This window comes from Achromobacter sp. 1L-A-4-B-C2 (genome assembly GCF_057291955.1).
In genome coordinates, this window is sequence record NZ_JBXAWP010000001.1 from 1,241,526 (window position 1) to 1,256,995 (window position 15,470).

General features: G+C 61.3%; 13 protein-coding genes and 2 pseudogenes. 2 read left to right on the forward strand and 13 right to left on the reverse strand.

Annotated elements, in window-relative coordinates:
• The first annotated feature begins 21 nt into the window (after positions 1-21).
• Entirely contained in the window at positions 22-957 is a 936-nt protein-coding gene (locus tag AC0Z35_RS05725; protein WP_319302149.1) for a methyltransferase domain-containing protein, read from the forward strand.
• Between the two features lie 61 nt (positions 958-1,018).
• On the opposite strand, the gene AC0Z35_RS05730 is transcribed toward AC0Z35_RS05725, so the two are convergent.
• The 7 genes from AC0Z35_RS05730 to rsmB all read right to left on the reverse strand — a co-directional run bounded on the left by AC0Z35_RS05730 (position 1,019) and on the right by rsmB (position 10,480).
• A complete protein-coding gene (locus tag AC0Z35_RS05730) occupies positions 1,019-2,260 on the reverse strand; it encodes a YbdK family carboxylate-amine ligase (protein WP_046803154.1) in 1,242 nt (413 codons plus the stop codon).
• Between the two features lie 330 nt (positions 2,261-2,590).
• Complete coding sequence (locus tag AC0Z35_RS05735) at positions 2,591-4,060, reverse strand: TrkH family potassium uptake protein (protein WP_046803153.1); 1,470 nt, start codon at positions 4,058-4,060, stop codon at positions 2,591-2,593.
• Positions 4,061-4,113: 53 nt separating this feature from the next.
• Positions 4,114-5,493, reverse strand: a complete 1,380-nt coding sequence (trkA, locus tag AC0Z35_RS05740) for a Trk system potassium transporter TrkA (protein ID WP_046803152.1) — start codon at positions 5,491-5,493, stop codon at positions 4,114-4,116.
• The gene (locus tag AC0Z35_RS05745) at positions 5,490-6,182 is read right to left on the reverse strand and encodes a response regulator (RefSeq protein ID WP_046803151.1); all 693 of its coding nucleotides are present in this window, start codon (positions 6,180-6,182) and stop codon (positions 5,490-5,492) included. Before AC0Z35_RS05745 ends, trkA begins: the two co-directional genes overlap by 4 nt.
• A 12-nt stretch (positions 6,183-6,194) precedes the next feature.
• Positions 6,195-8,516, reverse strand: coding sequence for a sensor histidine kinase (locus AC0Z35_RS05750; protein ID WP_046803150.1), 2,322 nt, complete (start codon positions 8,514-8,516; stop codon positions 6,195-6,197).
• Positions 8,513-9,124, reverse strand: coding sequence for a DUF4390 domain-containing protein (locus AC0Z35_RS05755; RefSeq protein ID WP_046803149.1), 612 nt, complete (start codon positions 9,122-9,124; stop codon positions 8,513-8,515). The genes AC0Z35_RS05750 and AC0Z35_RS05755 overlap by 4 nt, the downstream gene beginning before the upstream one ends.
• An 18-nt stretch (positions 9,125-9,142) precedes the next feature.
• Entirely contained in the window at positions 9,143-10,480 is a 1,338-nt protein-coding gene (gene rsmB / locus AC0Z35_RS05760; RefSeq protein ID WP_219991344.1) for a 16S rRNA (cytosine(967)-C(5))-methyltransferase RsmB, read from the reverse strand.
• 94 nt (positions 10,481-10,574) lie between these two features.
• Between rsmB and AC0Z35_RS05765 the strand changes: the two genes are divergently transcribed.
• A complete protein-coding gene (locus tag AC0Z35_RS05765) occupies positions 10,575-11,207 on the forward strand; it encodes a LysE family translocator (protein ID WP_485131140.1) in 633 nt (210 codons plus the stop codon).
• Positions 11,208-12,545: 1,338 nt separating this feature from the next.
• On the opposite strand, the gene AC0Z35_RS05770 is transcribed toward AC0Z35_RS05765, so the two are convergent.
• From AC0Z35_RS05770 to AC0Z35_RS05795, 6 genes and pseudogenes are all read right to left on the reverse strand, one after another.
• Positions 12,546-13,727 (reverse strand): hypothetical protein, encoded by a 1,182-nt coding sequence (locus AC0Z35_RS05770; RefSeq protein ID WP_485131139.1) that lies wholly within the window; start codon positions 13,725-13,727, stop codon positions 12,546-12,548.
• A gap of 140 nt (positions 13,728-13,867) precedes the next feature.
• Positions 13,868-14,143: a YrhB domain-containing protein gene (locus tag AC0Z35_RS05775; protein ID WP_485131138.1), complete on the reverse strand. Its 276-nt coding sequence runs from the start codon at positions 14,141-14,143 to the stop codon at positions 13,868-13,870.
• A pseudogene (locus tag AC0Z35_RS05780) lies at positions 14,143-14,253 on the reverse strand (hypothetical protein); the annotation flags it as partial. The gene AC0Z35_RS05775 and the pseudogene AC0Z35_RS05780, both read right to left, overlap by 1 nt.
• Before the next feature lie 102 nt (positions 14,254-14,355).
• On the reverse strand, positions 14,356-14,727 hold the full coding sequence (locus AC0Z35_RS05785) for a hemagglutinin repeat-containing protein (RefSeq protein ID WP_485131137.1): 372 nt from the start codon (positions 14,725-14,727) through the stop codon (positions 14,356-14,358).
• A gap of 165 nt (positions 14,728-14,892) precedes the next feature.
• Positions 14,893-15,336 carry a hypothetical protein gene (locus tag AC0Z35_RS05790; RefSeq protein ID WP_485131136.1) on the reverse strand — a complete coding sequence of 148 codons (444 nt, stop codon included), beginning with the start codon at positions 15,334-15,336 and terminating at the stop codon, positions 14,893-14,895.
• Positions 15,333-15,455 (reverse strand): annotated as a pseudogene (locus AC0Z35_RS05795) (hypothetical protein); the annotation flags it as partial. The gene AC0Z35_RS05790 and the pseudogene AC0Z35_RS05795, both read right to left, overlap by 4 nt.
• Positions 15,456-15,470: the final 15 nt, after the last annotated feature.

Consider the following 15,470-nt stretch of genomic DNA (forward strand, 5'->3'; position numbering starts at 1 on the left):
CAAGACGCGGGCGCGACCGAAATGTCCCTTCCAGAATCCGCACCGCTACCCTCTCTTCCTATCGTCAGCACCGACGTGCCCAAGCAATTCGCCCGTCGTGGCGACTTGTCCGACGCGCAATTTCTCTACGGTGAAGTCGCGCGCCGCATGTTGGGGCGCTTGCAGTACATCCGGGTACAGCCGCAGGCGATGCTGGATGCAGGCTGCGGCGCGGGCGACAACCTGCCGCTGCTGCGCGAACGCTACCCCGACGCGACTTATACCGGCCTGGACAACTGCGAACCGCTGCTGGAATTGGCCAGAAAGCGCCATGCACCGGCCGGCCTGGGCGCCTGGATCGGCAAGCTGGCGCGGCGCGGGCCGGCCGCCCCCGCGTTCGTCAACGCCGATCTTGCCGAAACGGGCTTGCCTCCGGAATCGCTGGAGCTGGTGTGGTCGAACCTGGCCATGCACTGGCACCGCGCGCCACACGCCGTCCTGGCCGAGTGGCGCCGTATCTTGAAGGTGGGCGGGCTGGCGATGTTTTCCTGCCTGGGGCCGGCCACCTTGCGCGAGTTGCGGCAAGCACTGACCGACGCGGGCTTATCCACTGCCACGCCTTCCTTTGTGGACATGCATGACTTTGGCGACCTGCTGGTGGAAAACGGCTTTGCCGACCCGGTCATGGACCAGGAAATCCTGACGCTGACCTACCGCAGCCCCGAAAAACTCCTGGCCGATGTGCGCGCGCTGGGCGGCAACCCGGCAGAGGGACGTCGCGGCGGACTAGTCGGCCGCGACTGGCGCGACCGCCTGTGCGCCGCGCTGGAACGGCAGCGCAACGCGGACGGCTTGATCACGCTGAGTATCGAAGTGGCCTACGGCCACGCCTGGCGCGCCGCCGCGCACCGCACGGTAGCCGGAGAAACCCGGCTCTCGGTCAGCGCCATTGGCGGCCGGCAACGCGGCAACTCCTGAAGCGACGGGGCCGGCAGGGGCGGCACGCACCCGCGCGCGTCGCCCTCCTGCCATTGCGCTATCAGTGCAAGCGTTCCGGCAACGGCACGCTGACGCCCGGTTCCGATGCGGACAAGGGCTGCATCGGCTCGGAATTTGCCCGGATGCGACGGCGCAGCACCGCCGTGGGTTCAGCCGGCGCCGCAGCGGGCGCATCACCGCGCCAGGCGTGCGTCATGGCGTCCACCATGAGCGGCAGGTCGCGCAGGCGATGGAACTGGCTACGCAGCCAGCGCGCATCGTTGCCGCTGCGCATGGCATCGTCGCGCAGCGCGGCGATCATGTCGCCCGTGCCCAGCTCTTCCGCCACCGGCATCAGGCGTTGGAACAGCGCACGCAGGTGATCCATCAGGCGCAGACGCTGGCCGTCCGGCGTTACGTAGCTGCCTTGCAGGCCAAAGCGGCAAGCCTGGAAATGGTTGCTGCGGTAGGACAGCCAGGCGTTGTCGCTAGGGTCGTCCTCGCGCATCAGCAGCACGGCCAGGGCCTGCGCGAACGCGGCGATCTGGCAAGCGCGCTCAACGGTCAACGGCGTATCGCAGACGCGGATTTCAACCGTGCCGAATTCCGGCTTGGGGCGGATGTCCCAATACAGGTCCTTGATGCTTTCGGCCAGACCATAGGCGCGCAACTGCGCCAGGTGGGCCTCGAACTGATACCAGTCCTTGACCTCGGGCGGCATGTGGCCGGCAAGCGGAAAGCTGTTGACGGCGTTCAAGCGCGAGCAGGAGAACAGCGTGTCCACCCCCTCGCAGTAAGGCGATGAGGCCGACAATGCGATGAAGTGCGGCACGTAGGGCGACAGCCGGCGCAGCAACTTGATGGAGTCGTCGCCGCTTTGAACGCCCAGATGGATGTGCTGGCCGAACACCGTAAATTGACGCGCCAGGTAACCGTACATTTCGGCCAAATACTGGAAACGCGGGGTGTCGGAAATGGAACGCTCTTGCCAGCGCATGAAGGGGTGGGCGCCGCCGCCGGCGACGGACACACCGACCGCATCGGCCGCCTCGACCAGCGCATCGCGCATTTCGCGCATTTCGGCCAACAGGCCCATGGGGTGCTCGTGCACCGAAGAATTCAGTTCGATCATGGACCGCGTGATCTCGGGTTTAACGCGGTCGGCAATGGGGTGATTGGCCATTTGGGCCAGCAGCTCATCAGAGGCTGCGGTCAGGTCAAAACTGCGGGGGTCGATCAGTTGCAACTCTAGTTCGATGCCCAGGGTGTTGGGGGCCGACGAAATGAACGGGATCGGTTCCATTCCGGACTCCTTTGAATGTTTGTATGAGGGGGTGCGCCGTTCGACCTTGAAGCCCGGAGACGTCCCGGGGGGCACTAGACGGCAGCTTGTGAAATGGATGATAGCCGCAGGTTTGTGGCAAAACGATTGAAAATCGTGACATTTGTGTGCAACATCGCGACGCACCTCGTTTTTCCCTCTGAAGATAAGTGAGCAAGCGCTTACAACTCAGGAACGGCGCGGGTCCCCGGCCGATCGGGCGCGCATCGGCAGGAAATATGCGGTTTTCGAGATGGGGTGGGATAACCCTGAAGCGGGTTATCCCTGATCAAAAACGGAGTCCGGCGACCCTTATTTGCGCCAGAAGATGGGCGTGAACAGCACCAGCACCGTCAGCAATTCCAGGCGCCCGATCAGCATGGCGAAGGTGCATACCCAGATCTGGAAATCAGACAGCACCGCAAAACTGCCCATGGGGCCAACCGGGCCCAGGCCGGGCCCCGTATTGTTGATGCTGGCAAAAATGGCCGAGAACGCGGTGATGGGGTCCAGCCCCGACAGCAACAGCAGGCTGGTGAACACGGCGATGGACAGCCCGTAAAACAGCATGAAAGCCAGCACGGACGACATGGTGCGGGTTTCGACGGCCCGGTCGTTGATGCGCACCGGGCTGACGGCATGCGGGTGCAGCATCGTCACCAGCTCGTTGCGCGCCTGCTTGACCAGCAGGATCGCGCGAATCATCTTGATGCCGCCCCCGGTGGACCCGGCCGACGTGGCAAACCCCGACAGCAGCAACATGGTCAGCGGCGCGAACAGGGGCCACTGGGCAAAATCCGTGTTGGCATAGCCGGTGGTGGTGGCCATGGAAATGGTGTTGAACATGCCGTAGCGCAACGCTTCCAGCGGCTCGGCGTAGACGCCCTTGATGTACAGGAACACCGAAATCACCAGGCCCGCGCCCAGCACGACGGCCAGGTACGGAATGGCTTGCGGGCATTGCAGGTACGCGTTTGCGCTGCGCTGCCGGAAGGCATTGAAGTGCGTGGCGAAGTTGATGCCGGCAATCAACATGAAGACCATGGCCACCATCTCGACCGCCACGGAGTCAAAGTGCGCAAAGCCGTCGTCCCAGGTGGAGAACCCGCCAAGGCCCATCGTGGTGGCCATGTGGCACCAGGCTTCGAACCAGGACAGCCCCACCGCGCGGTACGCCAGGAAACACAAGATCGAAAACACGAAATACACCGCGTACAGCGCCTTGGCGGTGCTGGCGATGCGCGGTGTCAGCCGTTCGTCTTTCATGGGCCCGGGGGTCTCGGCCCGCACGACCTGATGGCCACCCACGCCCAGCAGCGGCAAAATCGCCACGGCCAACACCAGGATGCCCATGCCGCCGATCCAGATCAGCGTGGCCCGCCACAGGTTGATGGATGGCGGCAAGGTGTCCAGGTGGGTCAGCACCGTGGCGCCGGTGGTCGTCAGGCCGGACATGGCCTCGAAATAGGCGCCGGTAAACGACAGCGGCAAGCCGGCGCGGTGAAAGTAGAGCATCAACGGGATCGAGGCCAGCAACGGCAGGCCGGCCCACACGGCCGACACCAGCACGAAGCCGTCGCGGGCGCGCAGTTCGCAGCGGCTGCGCCGGGTCAACGCGGCAAGCGTCCCCCCGATGCCCATCGAAATCAGGAAGCCATGCAGGAACGCATCGCGCGCGGCATCGCCGCCCACATAGGCGATCAGCAATGGAATCAGCATGGTGAGCGCGAACATCACCATGGTCAGACCCAATATGTACAGGGTGCCCAGGACGCGTTTCATGACAGCCTACCCGGCGGCGCCCGGCCCACGGCGGAGCTTGAAAAGTGCGTGCATCAGAAAAAGGACGCCGAAACTTGAAACAGCTTTTCCACGCGCGGCATCTGCCGGCGCGACGGGACGAAGACGATCACGTGGTCGTCCGTTTCAATGACGGTATCGGCGTCGGGCAGGATGATTTCGTCGTCGCGAACCAGCGCGCCGATGCTGGCGCCCTTGGGCAGGCTGATCTGACCCACCGGCCGCCCCACTACCTTGGACGTGGACCGGTCGCCGTGCGCGATGGCCTCAAGGGCCTCGGCCACCCCCTGGCGCAGCCGGTGTACGGCGGCCACGTCTCCGCGCCGCACGTGGCGCAGCAGTTCGCTCATCGTGGCTTGCGACGGGGATACGGCGATGTCGATATGGCTGCCCTGCATCAGTTCGCCGTAGGCCTGGCGGTTGATCAGCGCGATCACCTTGCGCGCGCCCAGGCGCTTGGCCAGCAGCGACGACATGATGTTGTCTTCGTCGTCGCTGGTCAGCGCGAGCCAGGTGTCCATGTCTTCGATGTTTTCGCGTTCCAGCAGGGCCTCGTCGGTGCCGCTGCCGTGCAGGACCAGCACACTGTCGGGCAACTGGGTCGCCAGGTATTCGCAACGCTTCAGGTCGCGTTCAATGATGCGAACGCTGTATTTTTCTTCGGCCAGCTGGCGCGCCAGCCGCAAACCGATGTTGCCGCCGCCCGCGATCATGACGCGTCGCACGGCGCGTTCGGCATCACGCAACTGGCGCACGGCGCGGCGCGCATCGCGCGAATCCACCACCAGCACGACTTCGTCGCCCGGGGCGATCACCGTGCCGCTGCCCGCTCGCAGCGGCCGCCCGCCCCGCAGCACGTCAATGACACGCGCTTTCACGTCGGGCCAGACGTCGCGCAACTTGTCCACGGGGGAATGCGCCATCGGGCTGCCATGCCCCACGCGCACGGTCACGACGCTGACCCGCCCTTCGGCAAATTCCACAACTTGCAGGGCTTCGGGGAATTCAATCAGGCTATGCAGGTAGGTGGTGACGCTGCGCTCGGGGCTGATCAGCGCGTCAATGCAAAAGCCCTCTTCGCTCATGAGTTCCGGGTGTTCGGGGAACTCAGCGGAGCGAATACGGGCGATGCGGCGGGGGATATTGAACAGCTGGCGGGCGATCTTGCAGGCCACCATGTTGGCGGCGTCGGAGGCCGCACAGGCGATGAACAGGTCGGTATCGGCCGCGCCGGCGGCTTCCAGCACCGACACCTGCGAGCCGTCGCCATGGACGACGCGCAAGTCGAAATGTTCCTGCAAATACCGAAGCTGCGTGGGATCGGTATCCACCACGGTGATGTCGTTTTGCTCGGACACCAGGTTTTCGGCCACGCTGGTGCCTACGCGACCAGCGCCCATGATCAGGATTTTCATGTGCTGCGCTTGCGCGCCGACTCGATGCCCAATTGCTTGAGCTTGCGATAAAGGTGGGTGCGTTCCAGGCCGGTGCGCTCGGACACACGCGTCATGCTGTGGCTTTCGCGTACCAGGTGATATTCGAAATAGATGCGTTCGAATTCGTCCCGCGCTTCGCGCAGGGGCTGGTCCAGCGAAATGCTGCCAAGCTGGCCGTTGGACGTGACGGGCACTTCGTTGGCCGGCGCCGTCGTCAACACGGGAGGGTCAAGCTCGTCTTCCAGCGCCACGGCCGGGCTGACCGCGGCCGGATGCACGGCGACGGGCGCCGGGTGCGGGGCGCGCCCACGAGCCAAACCCGCCGCCACGGTCTTGAGCAGCCGTTGCAGCGTGATGGGCTTTTCCAGGAAATCCATGGCGCCGATGCGCGTCGCTTCCACTGCCGTGTCGATGGTGGCGTGGCCGCTCATCATGATCACCGGCATATCGAGCAGCCCTTGCGAGCCCCACTCTTTCAGCAAACTTACGCCGTCGGTGTCCGGCATCCAGATGTCCAGCAACACCAGATCAGGACGCATGCGAAGGCGAGCGGCGCGCGCTTGCGCTGCGTTTTCGGCCAGTTCGACCGTGTGTCCTTCGTCGTAAAGGATCTCCGACAAAAGCTCGCGTATACCAACTTCGTCGTCAACCACCAGAATTCTGGCCATAAAGCATCCCACCTATTGCGTAGCCGCATTATCCTTTTCTTGCGCGGTCGCGTCCATAGTGTCTGCCCCGGTGGTCACCGCCAACCGGGTCAACAAGATGGAAATCCGCGCCCCCCCTTCCTTGCGGTTAGCAAGGTCGATACGCCCGCCGTGCTCTTCAACGATCTTGCGCACGATTGCCAATCCTAACCCAGTCCCGTGGGACTTTGTGGTTACGTAGGGCTCGAACGCGCGCTGCATCACCTGCGCCGGAAAGCCCGGCCCGGTGTCCGCAACGGTAAATCTCAGGGCCTGTTGGTCGGCCCGATCCGGCTGCTCGCTGCGCATCAACTGCGTCGTCACGCTGACCCGCCCCTGGCCGCCCGACTCGGCGATGGCGTCGCGGGCGTTGGACAGCAGGTTGTGAATGACCTGGCGCAGCTGGGTCGGGTCGCCCTCGATCTCGGGCAGGCCCGGTGCCAGCGACACATCCAGATTCAAGGCCTTGCCCGTCGCGCGGGAAACGCCGCCGTCCGGCTCCCAGCCGTATAGCGACAGCACGTCGGCCACCAGCGCATTGAAGTCGATGCGCTGCATGACGGCCGGCGGCGTGCGCGCGTATTCGCGGAAGTCGTCCACCATCTGCTTTAGCGAAGCCACCTGGTTGACGATGGTATTGGTGGACCGCTGCACGATCTGCGCCTCGGCCGGTTGCAGCTTGCCTTCCAGCTTCATGGCCAGCCGTTCGGCGGACAGCTGGATGGGCGTCAGCGGGTTCTTGATTTCGTGGGCCAGGCGACGCGCGACTTCGCCCCAGGCCACGGTACGGTTGGCGGAAATCACTTCGGTAATGTCGTCGAACACCACCAGATAGCCGTTGCCGCGCCCGTCCACGCGCAGATGGGTGCCGCGCGCCAGCAGCGTCAGGGGCTGAGGCGCGGTGGGCGCATCGGCCTGGGCCGGGCCGATCTCGAACTGCTGCTGCCAGTGCTGGCGCTCGGAACCCACCGCGGCGTGCGTCGAGAACGCCTGGCGCACGATGTTCGCAAATTCCAGCATGCCGTCCACGGTTTCCAACGGCCGGCCGATGACCGAACGCAGGTCGACGCCCAAAATCGTCTGCGCGCCCTGGTTGACCGTCGTCACGCGGAACGACTCATCAAACACCAGCACCCCGGACGACAGGTTCGACAGCACGCTTTCCAGATAGACGTTGGACCGTTCCAACTGCTGACGATTGCTTTCCACCATGCGGCGCGCCTCGTCCAGCTGGCGCGTCATGGCATTGAACGACCGCGTCAGCTGGCCGACTTCGTCGCGTTCCGGGGGTTCAGGTAGCGGCCGGTAATCCCCCACGCCCACCGCCTGCGTGCCGCCGGCCAGACTCAGCAGCGGGCGCACCAGGCGCTTGGATAGGGACAGCGCCACCGCAATAGCGCCAAACGCGGCCAGCAGCAGCGCCAGCGTCAGGGTGATGCCATACAGCTTGCGCAACCCCAGCCGCGACAGGGCCAGTTCCTGATAATCCCGAAAGCCCTGCTGCACCAGATTGGCGTTATGCGCGATCTGTTCCGGCACGGGTTGCAAGAGCTGCAGCCAGCGCGGCTCGGACGTGGCACCCAGCAGATTGTCGTAGCGGTCGGGCCCGGTCAGCGGGATCACGACCCGCAAATGCAGCCCGCCCTCGGCGCCCGGGGTGACGGGATCGTCGGCTTCGGCCGCGGAATAGCCGCGCGACAGGCGCAACTGATTCATGACGGTGGACGGCGGCATCGCCGGCAGCAACTGGCCGTACTGGCTGGTGGAAAACGCCACCATGCGGCCACTGCCCGTGAAGACCATGGCCTCTTGCACGCCGTTGGCCTCGCGCAGACGGGTCAACGCCAGCGTCACGCCGCTATCGGTATTGCGATTCAGTTCGACGGCCATGGAGCGCGCGCGCGCGTCTAGGTCGGCCAGCAGCGAGTCCAGGGCGGCGCGGCCCAGGTTCAGGCCGGCTTCCAGGGCGGTATCGACCCGCACGTTGAACCAGGATTCGATCGAGCGGGACATGAACTGCACCGACACGGTGTAGATCAGCGCCCCCGGCACGACGCCAATCAAGGCGAAGGCCAACGAAAAGCGCGCGGTCAACCGCGCGCCAAATTGCCGACGCCGGATCTGACGCGCCAAGCGCACCGTCAGCGCCACCACCCAGATAAACAGCGCCAGCGCGAAAATGCCGTTCAGCACCAGCAACGTATCGTAGTAACGCGCAAAGCGCGACGCATTGCCCGTGGACCACGCCAGCAGGCCCAGCAACGCCAGGCCACTTACGGCCCCCACCATCAGGGCCAGCCGAAGCAATAGCCTCATGAGGGATCTTTCTCCTGGTCGCTCAGCATGAACGAGAACTCCGTCCAGGGCGTGCCTTGCGCCCACGAACTGCTATTTAGTGCATTCACCTGGAACGGCCGGGGCAAGAGCGAGGTGTCCAGGCGCAGCCGCAGCTGCCCGCCGTACAGCACGCCGGCGTCAAAATCGGCGGCATCCGCCACCGACCAGTTGCGGATATGGCGGATGACGCTCATGGCGTCGTCCAGCGAGGCCACCGGAAACGAGAGTTCGCCGACGCCCGCGCGCCACTGCCGCGTCAGCGCGTTATAGACGACCCGCCACGTGCGTGAGGTGTCCACCAGCGACTTGTCGAACCAATACCAGCGCTGTTGCGTCATGGTCAGGTCGGCCGTGAAATACAAGGGGACGCCGCGCTGGGCGGCGTCCCGCAACTGCTGGTTCAATTCGAATTCAATGTCGGCATCGATCTCGAGCTTGCCATTGCGTACCGCGGGCTCTACCCGCGTCACCCGGGGCTCGGCGGCATGAACGTCGCCGCCCGGCACGGAACAAAGCAAGGTAGATACCAGCAACAACCCTAGAAATAAACGCGAAATAGTGGACATACGACACCGCAACACCGTCATGCCCCTATTCTTGGTGATTCAGGACTGCTTGGCAAACAAGGCGTAGAAAAAGCCGTCATGTTGCTCGACCGGTGTTGCATCGAGCGCAACTGGCAGCAACTGGCCGGGCGCATCCAGCCGTTGGGCCTCGGGGTGGCGTTGCAGGAATTCAAGCGCCTGGCGCGCCCCTTCGATCGGGAAAACCGAGCACGTCACATAGAGCAGTCGGCCGCCGGGCGCCACGGTCTTCCACAGGGAATCCAGGATCCTGGCCTGCAAGGTGGCGGTGCGCCGCACGTCGTTTTCGCGACGCAGCCAGCGGATGTCGGGGTGGCGGCGCACGATGCCCGATGCCGTGCAGGGCACGTCGGCCAGCACGGCGTCGAAGGGCTTGCCGTCCCACCAGGCGTCCAGGTCGGCCGCATCGGCCGCCTCCAGGCGCACGCGCTTGCTGGCCAGCCCCAGGCGGTCCAGGTTTTGTTCCACGCGTTCCAGCCGTTCGCCGTCGGCGTCCAGCGCGACCAGATCGATATCGGCCAGTTCCAGCAGGTGCGCGGTCTTGCCGCCCGGCGCCGAGCAGGCGTCCAGCACGCGCATGCCGTCAGTGGGCGCCAGCAGTTCGGCCGCCAACTGCGCACCCGCGTCCTGTACCGACCACCACCCCTCGGCAAAGCCGGGCAACTGTGTCACGGGTTTGGGGCTGCCAAGCACCAGGCCGGCCTGACCGACCGGTTGCGCCTCCAGGCCCGCGTCCTGAAACGCCGCCAGGACCTGTTCGCGGCTGGCGCGGCGGCGGTTCACGCGCAGCGTCAGCGGCGCCGGCACATTGGCCGATTCAAGAATCCGCTGCCAATCCTGCGGATACGCGATGCCCAATTGCTTGACCCACCAACCCGGGTGGTTCCACTGCGCCTCGGGGCTGTCGGCCACCGCAGCGTCAAGCGCCACCCGCTCGCGCAGGAAGCGGCGCAGGCAGGCGTTGAGCATGCCCTTGAACGACGCAAGGCTGCGCGTATTGGACGCCGCCGTCACCGCCTGGTCCACGACCGTGTGGGCCGCATAAACCGGCATGCCCGGCAACTGCGCGGCGGCCTCGCCCTCTTCTTTCAGCAGCGTCAGCGACACCAGCAGCAGCGATTCGAACAACACGCTGGGATAACGCTGAACCAACTCACGGCCCACGGCATCGGCCCAGCCCAGGTATCGCATCGCATGAAAAGATACCGCCTGGGTCGCCGGGCGCAAGGCAACGCTGACATCGGTCAACGCGTCCGTCAGGGAACGGCCGTCCAGCACACTCTCGACCACCCCCGCGCTGGAAAGAAGTACGGAGGAAAGCGGAGGGGCAAGATGGGGGGAGTCGGAACGCGTGGACATGGTGGGAATTCTGAGAATAAGACCGATATGGTAGCCGGACCTGGACGAATGGCGCTGGCCAGATCAAACTGGCCGCTGCCTAGGAGCCCGCTTTATGTCCACCGCCACCTTGCTGTTGTTCATCCTGGCCTCGGCCGTCGCCATCATCACCCCCGGCCCCACCACGCTGCTTGCCATGAGCAACGGCTCGCGCCACGGCGTGCGCGCCGCCAGCTGGGGCATGGCCGGCGCGGTACTGGCCGACTTGATTCTGGTCGGCTCGGTGGCTTCGGGTTTGGGAGTGGTGCTGGCCGCGTCTGAAGTCGCATTCCAGATTATTAAATGGTTGGGCGCGGCGTATTTGGCCTATCTGGGCTGGAAGATGCTGCGGTCGGATGCTGCGTTGGTATTGCCGTCTGCGGCTACGGATATAGAGCGACCGGCCGGCTTGGCGCTGGGGATGCGCAGTTTTCTGGTGGCGCTGACCAATCCCAAGGCGCTGTTGTTCATGTCAGCGTTCTTGCCGCAGTTTATTGATCCCCAGGCACCGCTATTGGTGCAATACGCGATTGTGGGGGGGGTACTCGCCACGATTAATGTGCTGACGATGCTGGTATATGCGGCGTTGGGTGCGCAGATGGTGCGGGTGTTCAGAGGCTCGGGGTTACGGTGGCTGAACCGCGTTTGTGGCGGCGTGATGATTGGGCTGGCGGGGATGCTGGCGGTTTATCGGCGGGGGGCGGGGTAGGTTTTTGGGGGGGCGGGGGCTGCGGCTAGGATGGACCGCCGAGGCGGCTTGCATGGGGTCGTGCGCGTTGACTGGCGGCCAAGCTTTTCTAAAATGCCTTACGAGTTCCCTCCGATCGGAAGCGGAGTCCTGTCCACGTTGACGTTTTCGCATCCTTGTATTTCTTCACGGCGACGGGCTTGGTACGTACCACGCCATTCACAACGACAAGCTCACGCAAGATCGCACTCGGATGCCGATAAAGCGTCTCATAGTCCTTTCCTGCCTCAAGAACCGCAGTAATCGCATCGCCGAAGCGCAAAGGCGATTTGCTCTGGAAATGAGGTGTGAAATAAGGTTTCGGACCACCTTGTACCGCAAGCCTCCCCTAAATTGCAGTCTGACACCTCATTTTCGCGTGCAGCCTCCGCTTGCGGATCCCTGCCTAGGCTATCGGCGATCTGCTTGACCTGAGCTGCCCCAAGGCCTTGAAGGTAGTTCACCGCGGCCGACTGCACGAATGCGCTGGGCGATCCCGTGACGTTTGCGCCGGCCGCGCCCGACAACGCTAACAAGACCAAGCCATACTTGCCGCCTGCCTCCAATCCTGAGTGCGCTGCACTTGAGCCATGAGCGCGCTTATGCTTGCCGCGTCGTTGGCACCGCCGGTCTTGATCGCGTCGGATAGCGCCTTCTCTCATTAAAGGACGGCGACCTATTCGTTATGAAAACCTCCGATACTGACAACTCAAATTCGTTAAATACAGTTCAACAGGGTACTCACCACCACTTGGGGAACGAATCAAAAACATTTCTTATCGCGGAAATCTCATCCTCATTTATGGGTATTTCCACAAATGAACTCGTCGAAAATGAGAACGAGCCTTCTAGCTTCCATGACCAGCGGAAAAAAATCCCACTATCATTTTCCAGTATTTCTAGCAAAAATCTCTCGTCAATACTTGCCAATCTCGACGGCCTTTCACCTTCCACAAGCCCCCTGAGGAAGCAATCAAATGCACTGCAAGTTATCCAAATTTCACCAGAGCAATGTAGTGAGCTTGCCATTCGAGCCGTGTCGACACAGAACCTGAACTTCACAGAAGGCAACCTATCATCACTCTCAAGCAAATCGAACTCCACTTGAAGCGGTGCTGATATTTTTATATCCATTTCTGTCACATTTTAGACAACGCGTGAATCAAAGCCGGTAGCCCTCCCGACGCCCTCGGCGGTGAAAATATAAGTTCCCATCCTTCCACATTGATGACTTTTCCGTAGGGGACTCCTCCTTTGCTAGCGGAATCCACAGCGGCCTGCAGACTGGTCAACTATTGCTGTGAAGAAAGTCGAACAGCTTCACGAGTGAAATTTATAGCCTTCATTTTTCGCATATTCAGCCATATGCTCTGTAGCATTCCCATGCACCCAAATTTTGGGGCCGCTCAACAGAGAAAGTTCAAAAGACTTTGGAATCACAGAACTAGGATATGGGGGTTGAGTCGCCTTGATAGAATCCCATACCATACCAGTGCCGTTTCCGGCGTTTATCAAGGGATTCGGACCACTTAACCCACCCGTTAGTGCTCCCGCCGAAGAGGCGAGCACGTTCAGTACTAGGTTGGCCACTTCGCGTTGGATTGCCGGAGGTAAACCCTGCATAGCATTGTCAATGGCGTCCTTCGCAGCCGCAGCAGTCAAGTCTCCCGCGATGGTACCGGTGATAGCGGCTGCTACGTTCCCTCCTCCAAGTGCCGCCCCAGCCCCCGCGACAATCGAATGCACGGCGATCCTGCCCGTTTTACCCTCGCCCCATACATCAGGATTTTCCTTCGCGAGACCCTTCAAGACATCCCCCGCAATCTGCATCCCCAACTGGCCAAACGCCTGTTGGAACTCCAGTTGCTCGCGGACCTTATCCTTGTCGAAGATCTGGCCGATGCTGCCATTCGCGCCTGCGGTGTCGCGGCTTAGGCCCGCCGTGCTGTCGCGGCCCGAATCCTTGTCCGAGCGCACCTCAATCGTGCCTGGCGCGATGGCGGCGTAGGTCGTGCCGGAAGCGCTGCCGCTGGTGTGACCCAAGCTCAATCCCGAGGGACCGAGCCCATTCGCGCCGCCCTTATTTGCGACGTCGAACGCACCCGACATGCCGAGGTTTAGACCGACAGTCGTGGACTTGTATGCGGCCTTGTTCTGCAAATCGGTAAAGCCGAACGTCTCCGTGGACAGCTTGTTCTTCGCCGCTTCCGCGTCGCTGGCGATAACGGCCCCGTCCAATTGCGTGTGCTTGCCGACGTAGACGTCAAAGCCGCCGATCCCTGCAGGCGGTCTGTACACACGTGCCCCATCAGCACTAATAAAGCCCCCAGGAACACCGGAGATAGGCCTAGCATCATCACCGATCCAGATTTTTCCTAATTGATTAGCTTCGAAAGATGTGCCTTGACCTATAGAAAAGTTCGGATTTTTCGTTCCACTACCGTTCACAGCAGCCGCCAACCTTGAGTCCTGCGACGCAACATTGCTCAGATTTTCTTTCACTAACTGATCTTTCTACTGGTTTTGTTGGGTACCCTGCTGGTTCAAAATCAGCAATCATCTTAGACTGACTTTTTAGGAAGATTCACTGCAGAGATATGACTAATTGACCCCGCATTTGCCGCTGCGCCAACAAATAGATCTTATCTTCCTAACTTGTTCTTCACATATTGATCCAGATATTCTTCTAGAGGCTTGTCAGTCCCTAGAACATGAAGCTCCCCTGTTTCTTTATCAATTAGGAACGGTCCATTTCCAGCCAGCTGAGCCGAAAAACTTCCTGTCTCTAAATACTCTTTAGATTGATAGCAAAAGAACCATCCCTCAGAAAACTCTCCCTCATGCGTTAACTGCAGAGGAATATCTGAGTCTTTTAAATACGCGTTAGCTCGCTCCAGCGCACTCTCATAGGTAATCATTAGTTAGTTCTCAGCAACTGTAGCGTCTTAAAATTATTCATATTAGCCGGCTTCCCGGTCTGCCCATCTAGATATCGGATAACCCCATTCTGATTAACGACGTTGAAAACATGGCCTGGCTGACACGCGGGCGTAGCCGGCTATTGATCTTGGTATGACCGTAATTGCGGCTGACGGCGTTGGCGCCGTAGCACAGCGCGTATGCACAGGGTCTACTGCACGCCCAAGCTGCGCTCTCTCGCGGCGTAGTGGCTGATGTCCTTCAGGCTTTCGATAATAAGGATGTCGCCTACCGTCGCCAGTATCCGACCGGCGCTGGCTTGCGCGCCGAGCAAGTCCTTATCGTCGCAGGAGTTCATGGTCAGGTAGTTGCCGGCCTGGACATGGGCGTTGTTCCGCGTCGTATCCTTACCATCCCTCTTGTTCTTGCTGCCGCCTGCTGCTTGCCGCCCGGTTGATCCTGACGCCCTTCTCGGCTCCACCGCAGGAGAAGCCCACGCCGATACTGGCGTTGCTGCTCTCGCCGTCAGTTTTCTGGCTCGCGGTATTTTGCTAGGCGGTAAGCAGGATGTCGCCTTAGGCATCCAGCAGAATGTTGGGGCCTACCGCCAGGTCCGAGCCGGCCACGACGATGTAGGTTGATCCGCCTTGGCCGCTGCGAGGATCTTCAGGTCGCTGCCGGCCCGGCCAAGCACTTGCAATTCTTGGTCGAGCCCTGCTCCCAAAAGCAGCCGAATCGGATGAGACTACTAATTTGAAAGTTCATCAAGGAAATCGCGAATCGAGGAGACGTCCACCTTCCATTGAGATATTTCAAGACCGTCCTCGTTGAACTCCGCCCTCCGAGACACGTAAGAATTTATTTTTCCGGGATCGAAAGGCTCGGAAATTTCCTCAAGGAATAAGATCCTATTTTGAACATAAGCCTGCCCGCCCTCTATAAAAATTATCCAATAGAAAATGAAATTACTTACCTCCGGATCGCGCATAGATGTCACCAATACGGCATGATCACCTTCTCGCAAACCTTGCGTTAATGATTTCTTCCAACTACTTAAATATTCATTTCTAGACCAATATTCTGTCGGCGCAAAGAAATCCTCAGTATGCCCATCGATTTCAATTTGGCCCTGCAACACCGGCTCATCGAATTCTGTCAACACCTCTTTGCCCAGAGTTATGCTAAAACTCATTTTTTTATCCAATTCAAGTCTCTATCGTACGTGCCGACTCTATTTCCGCGACGATCAAATACCTTCCAACCTTCTGACACATTATGAGCGTCAACATCAGGCGTAATGTAGTTTTTTCCATTCCAGAATACGAC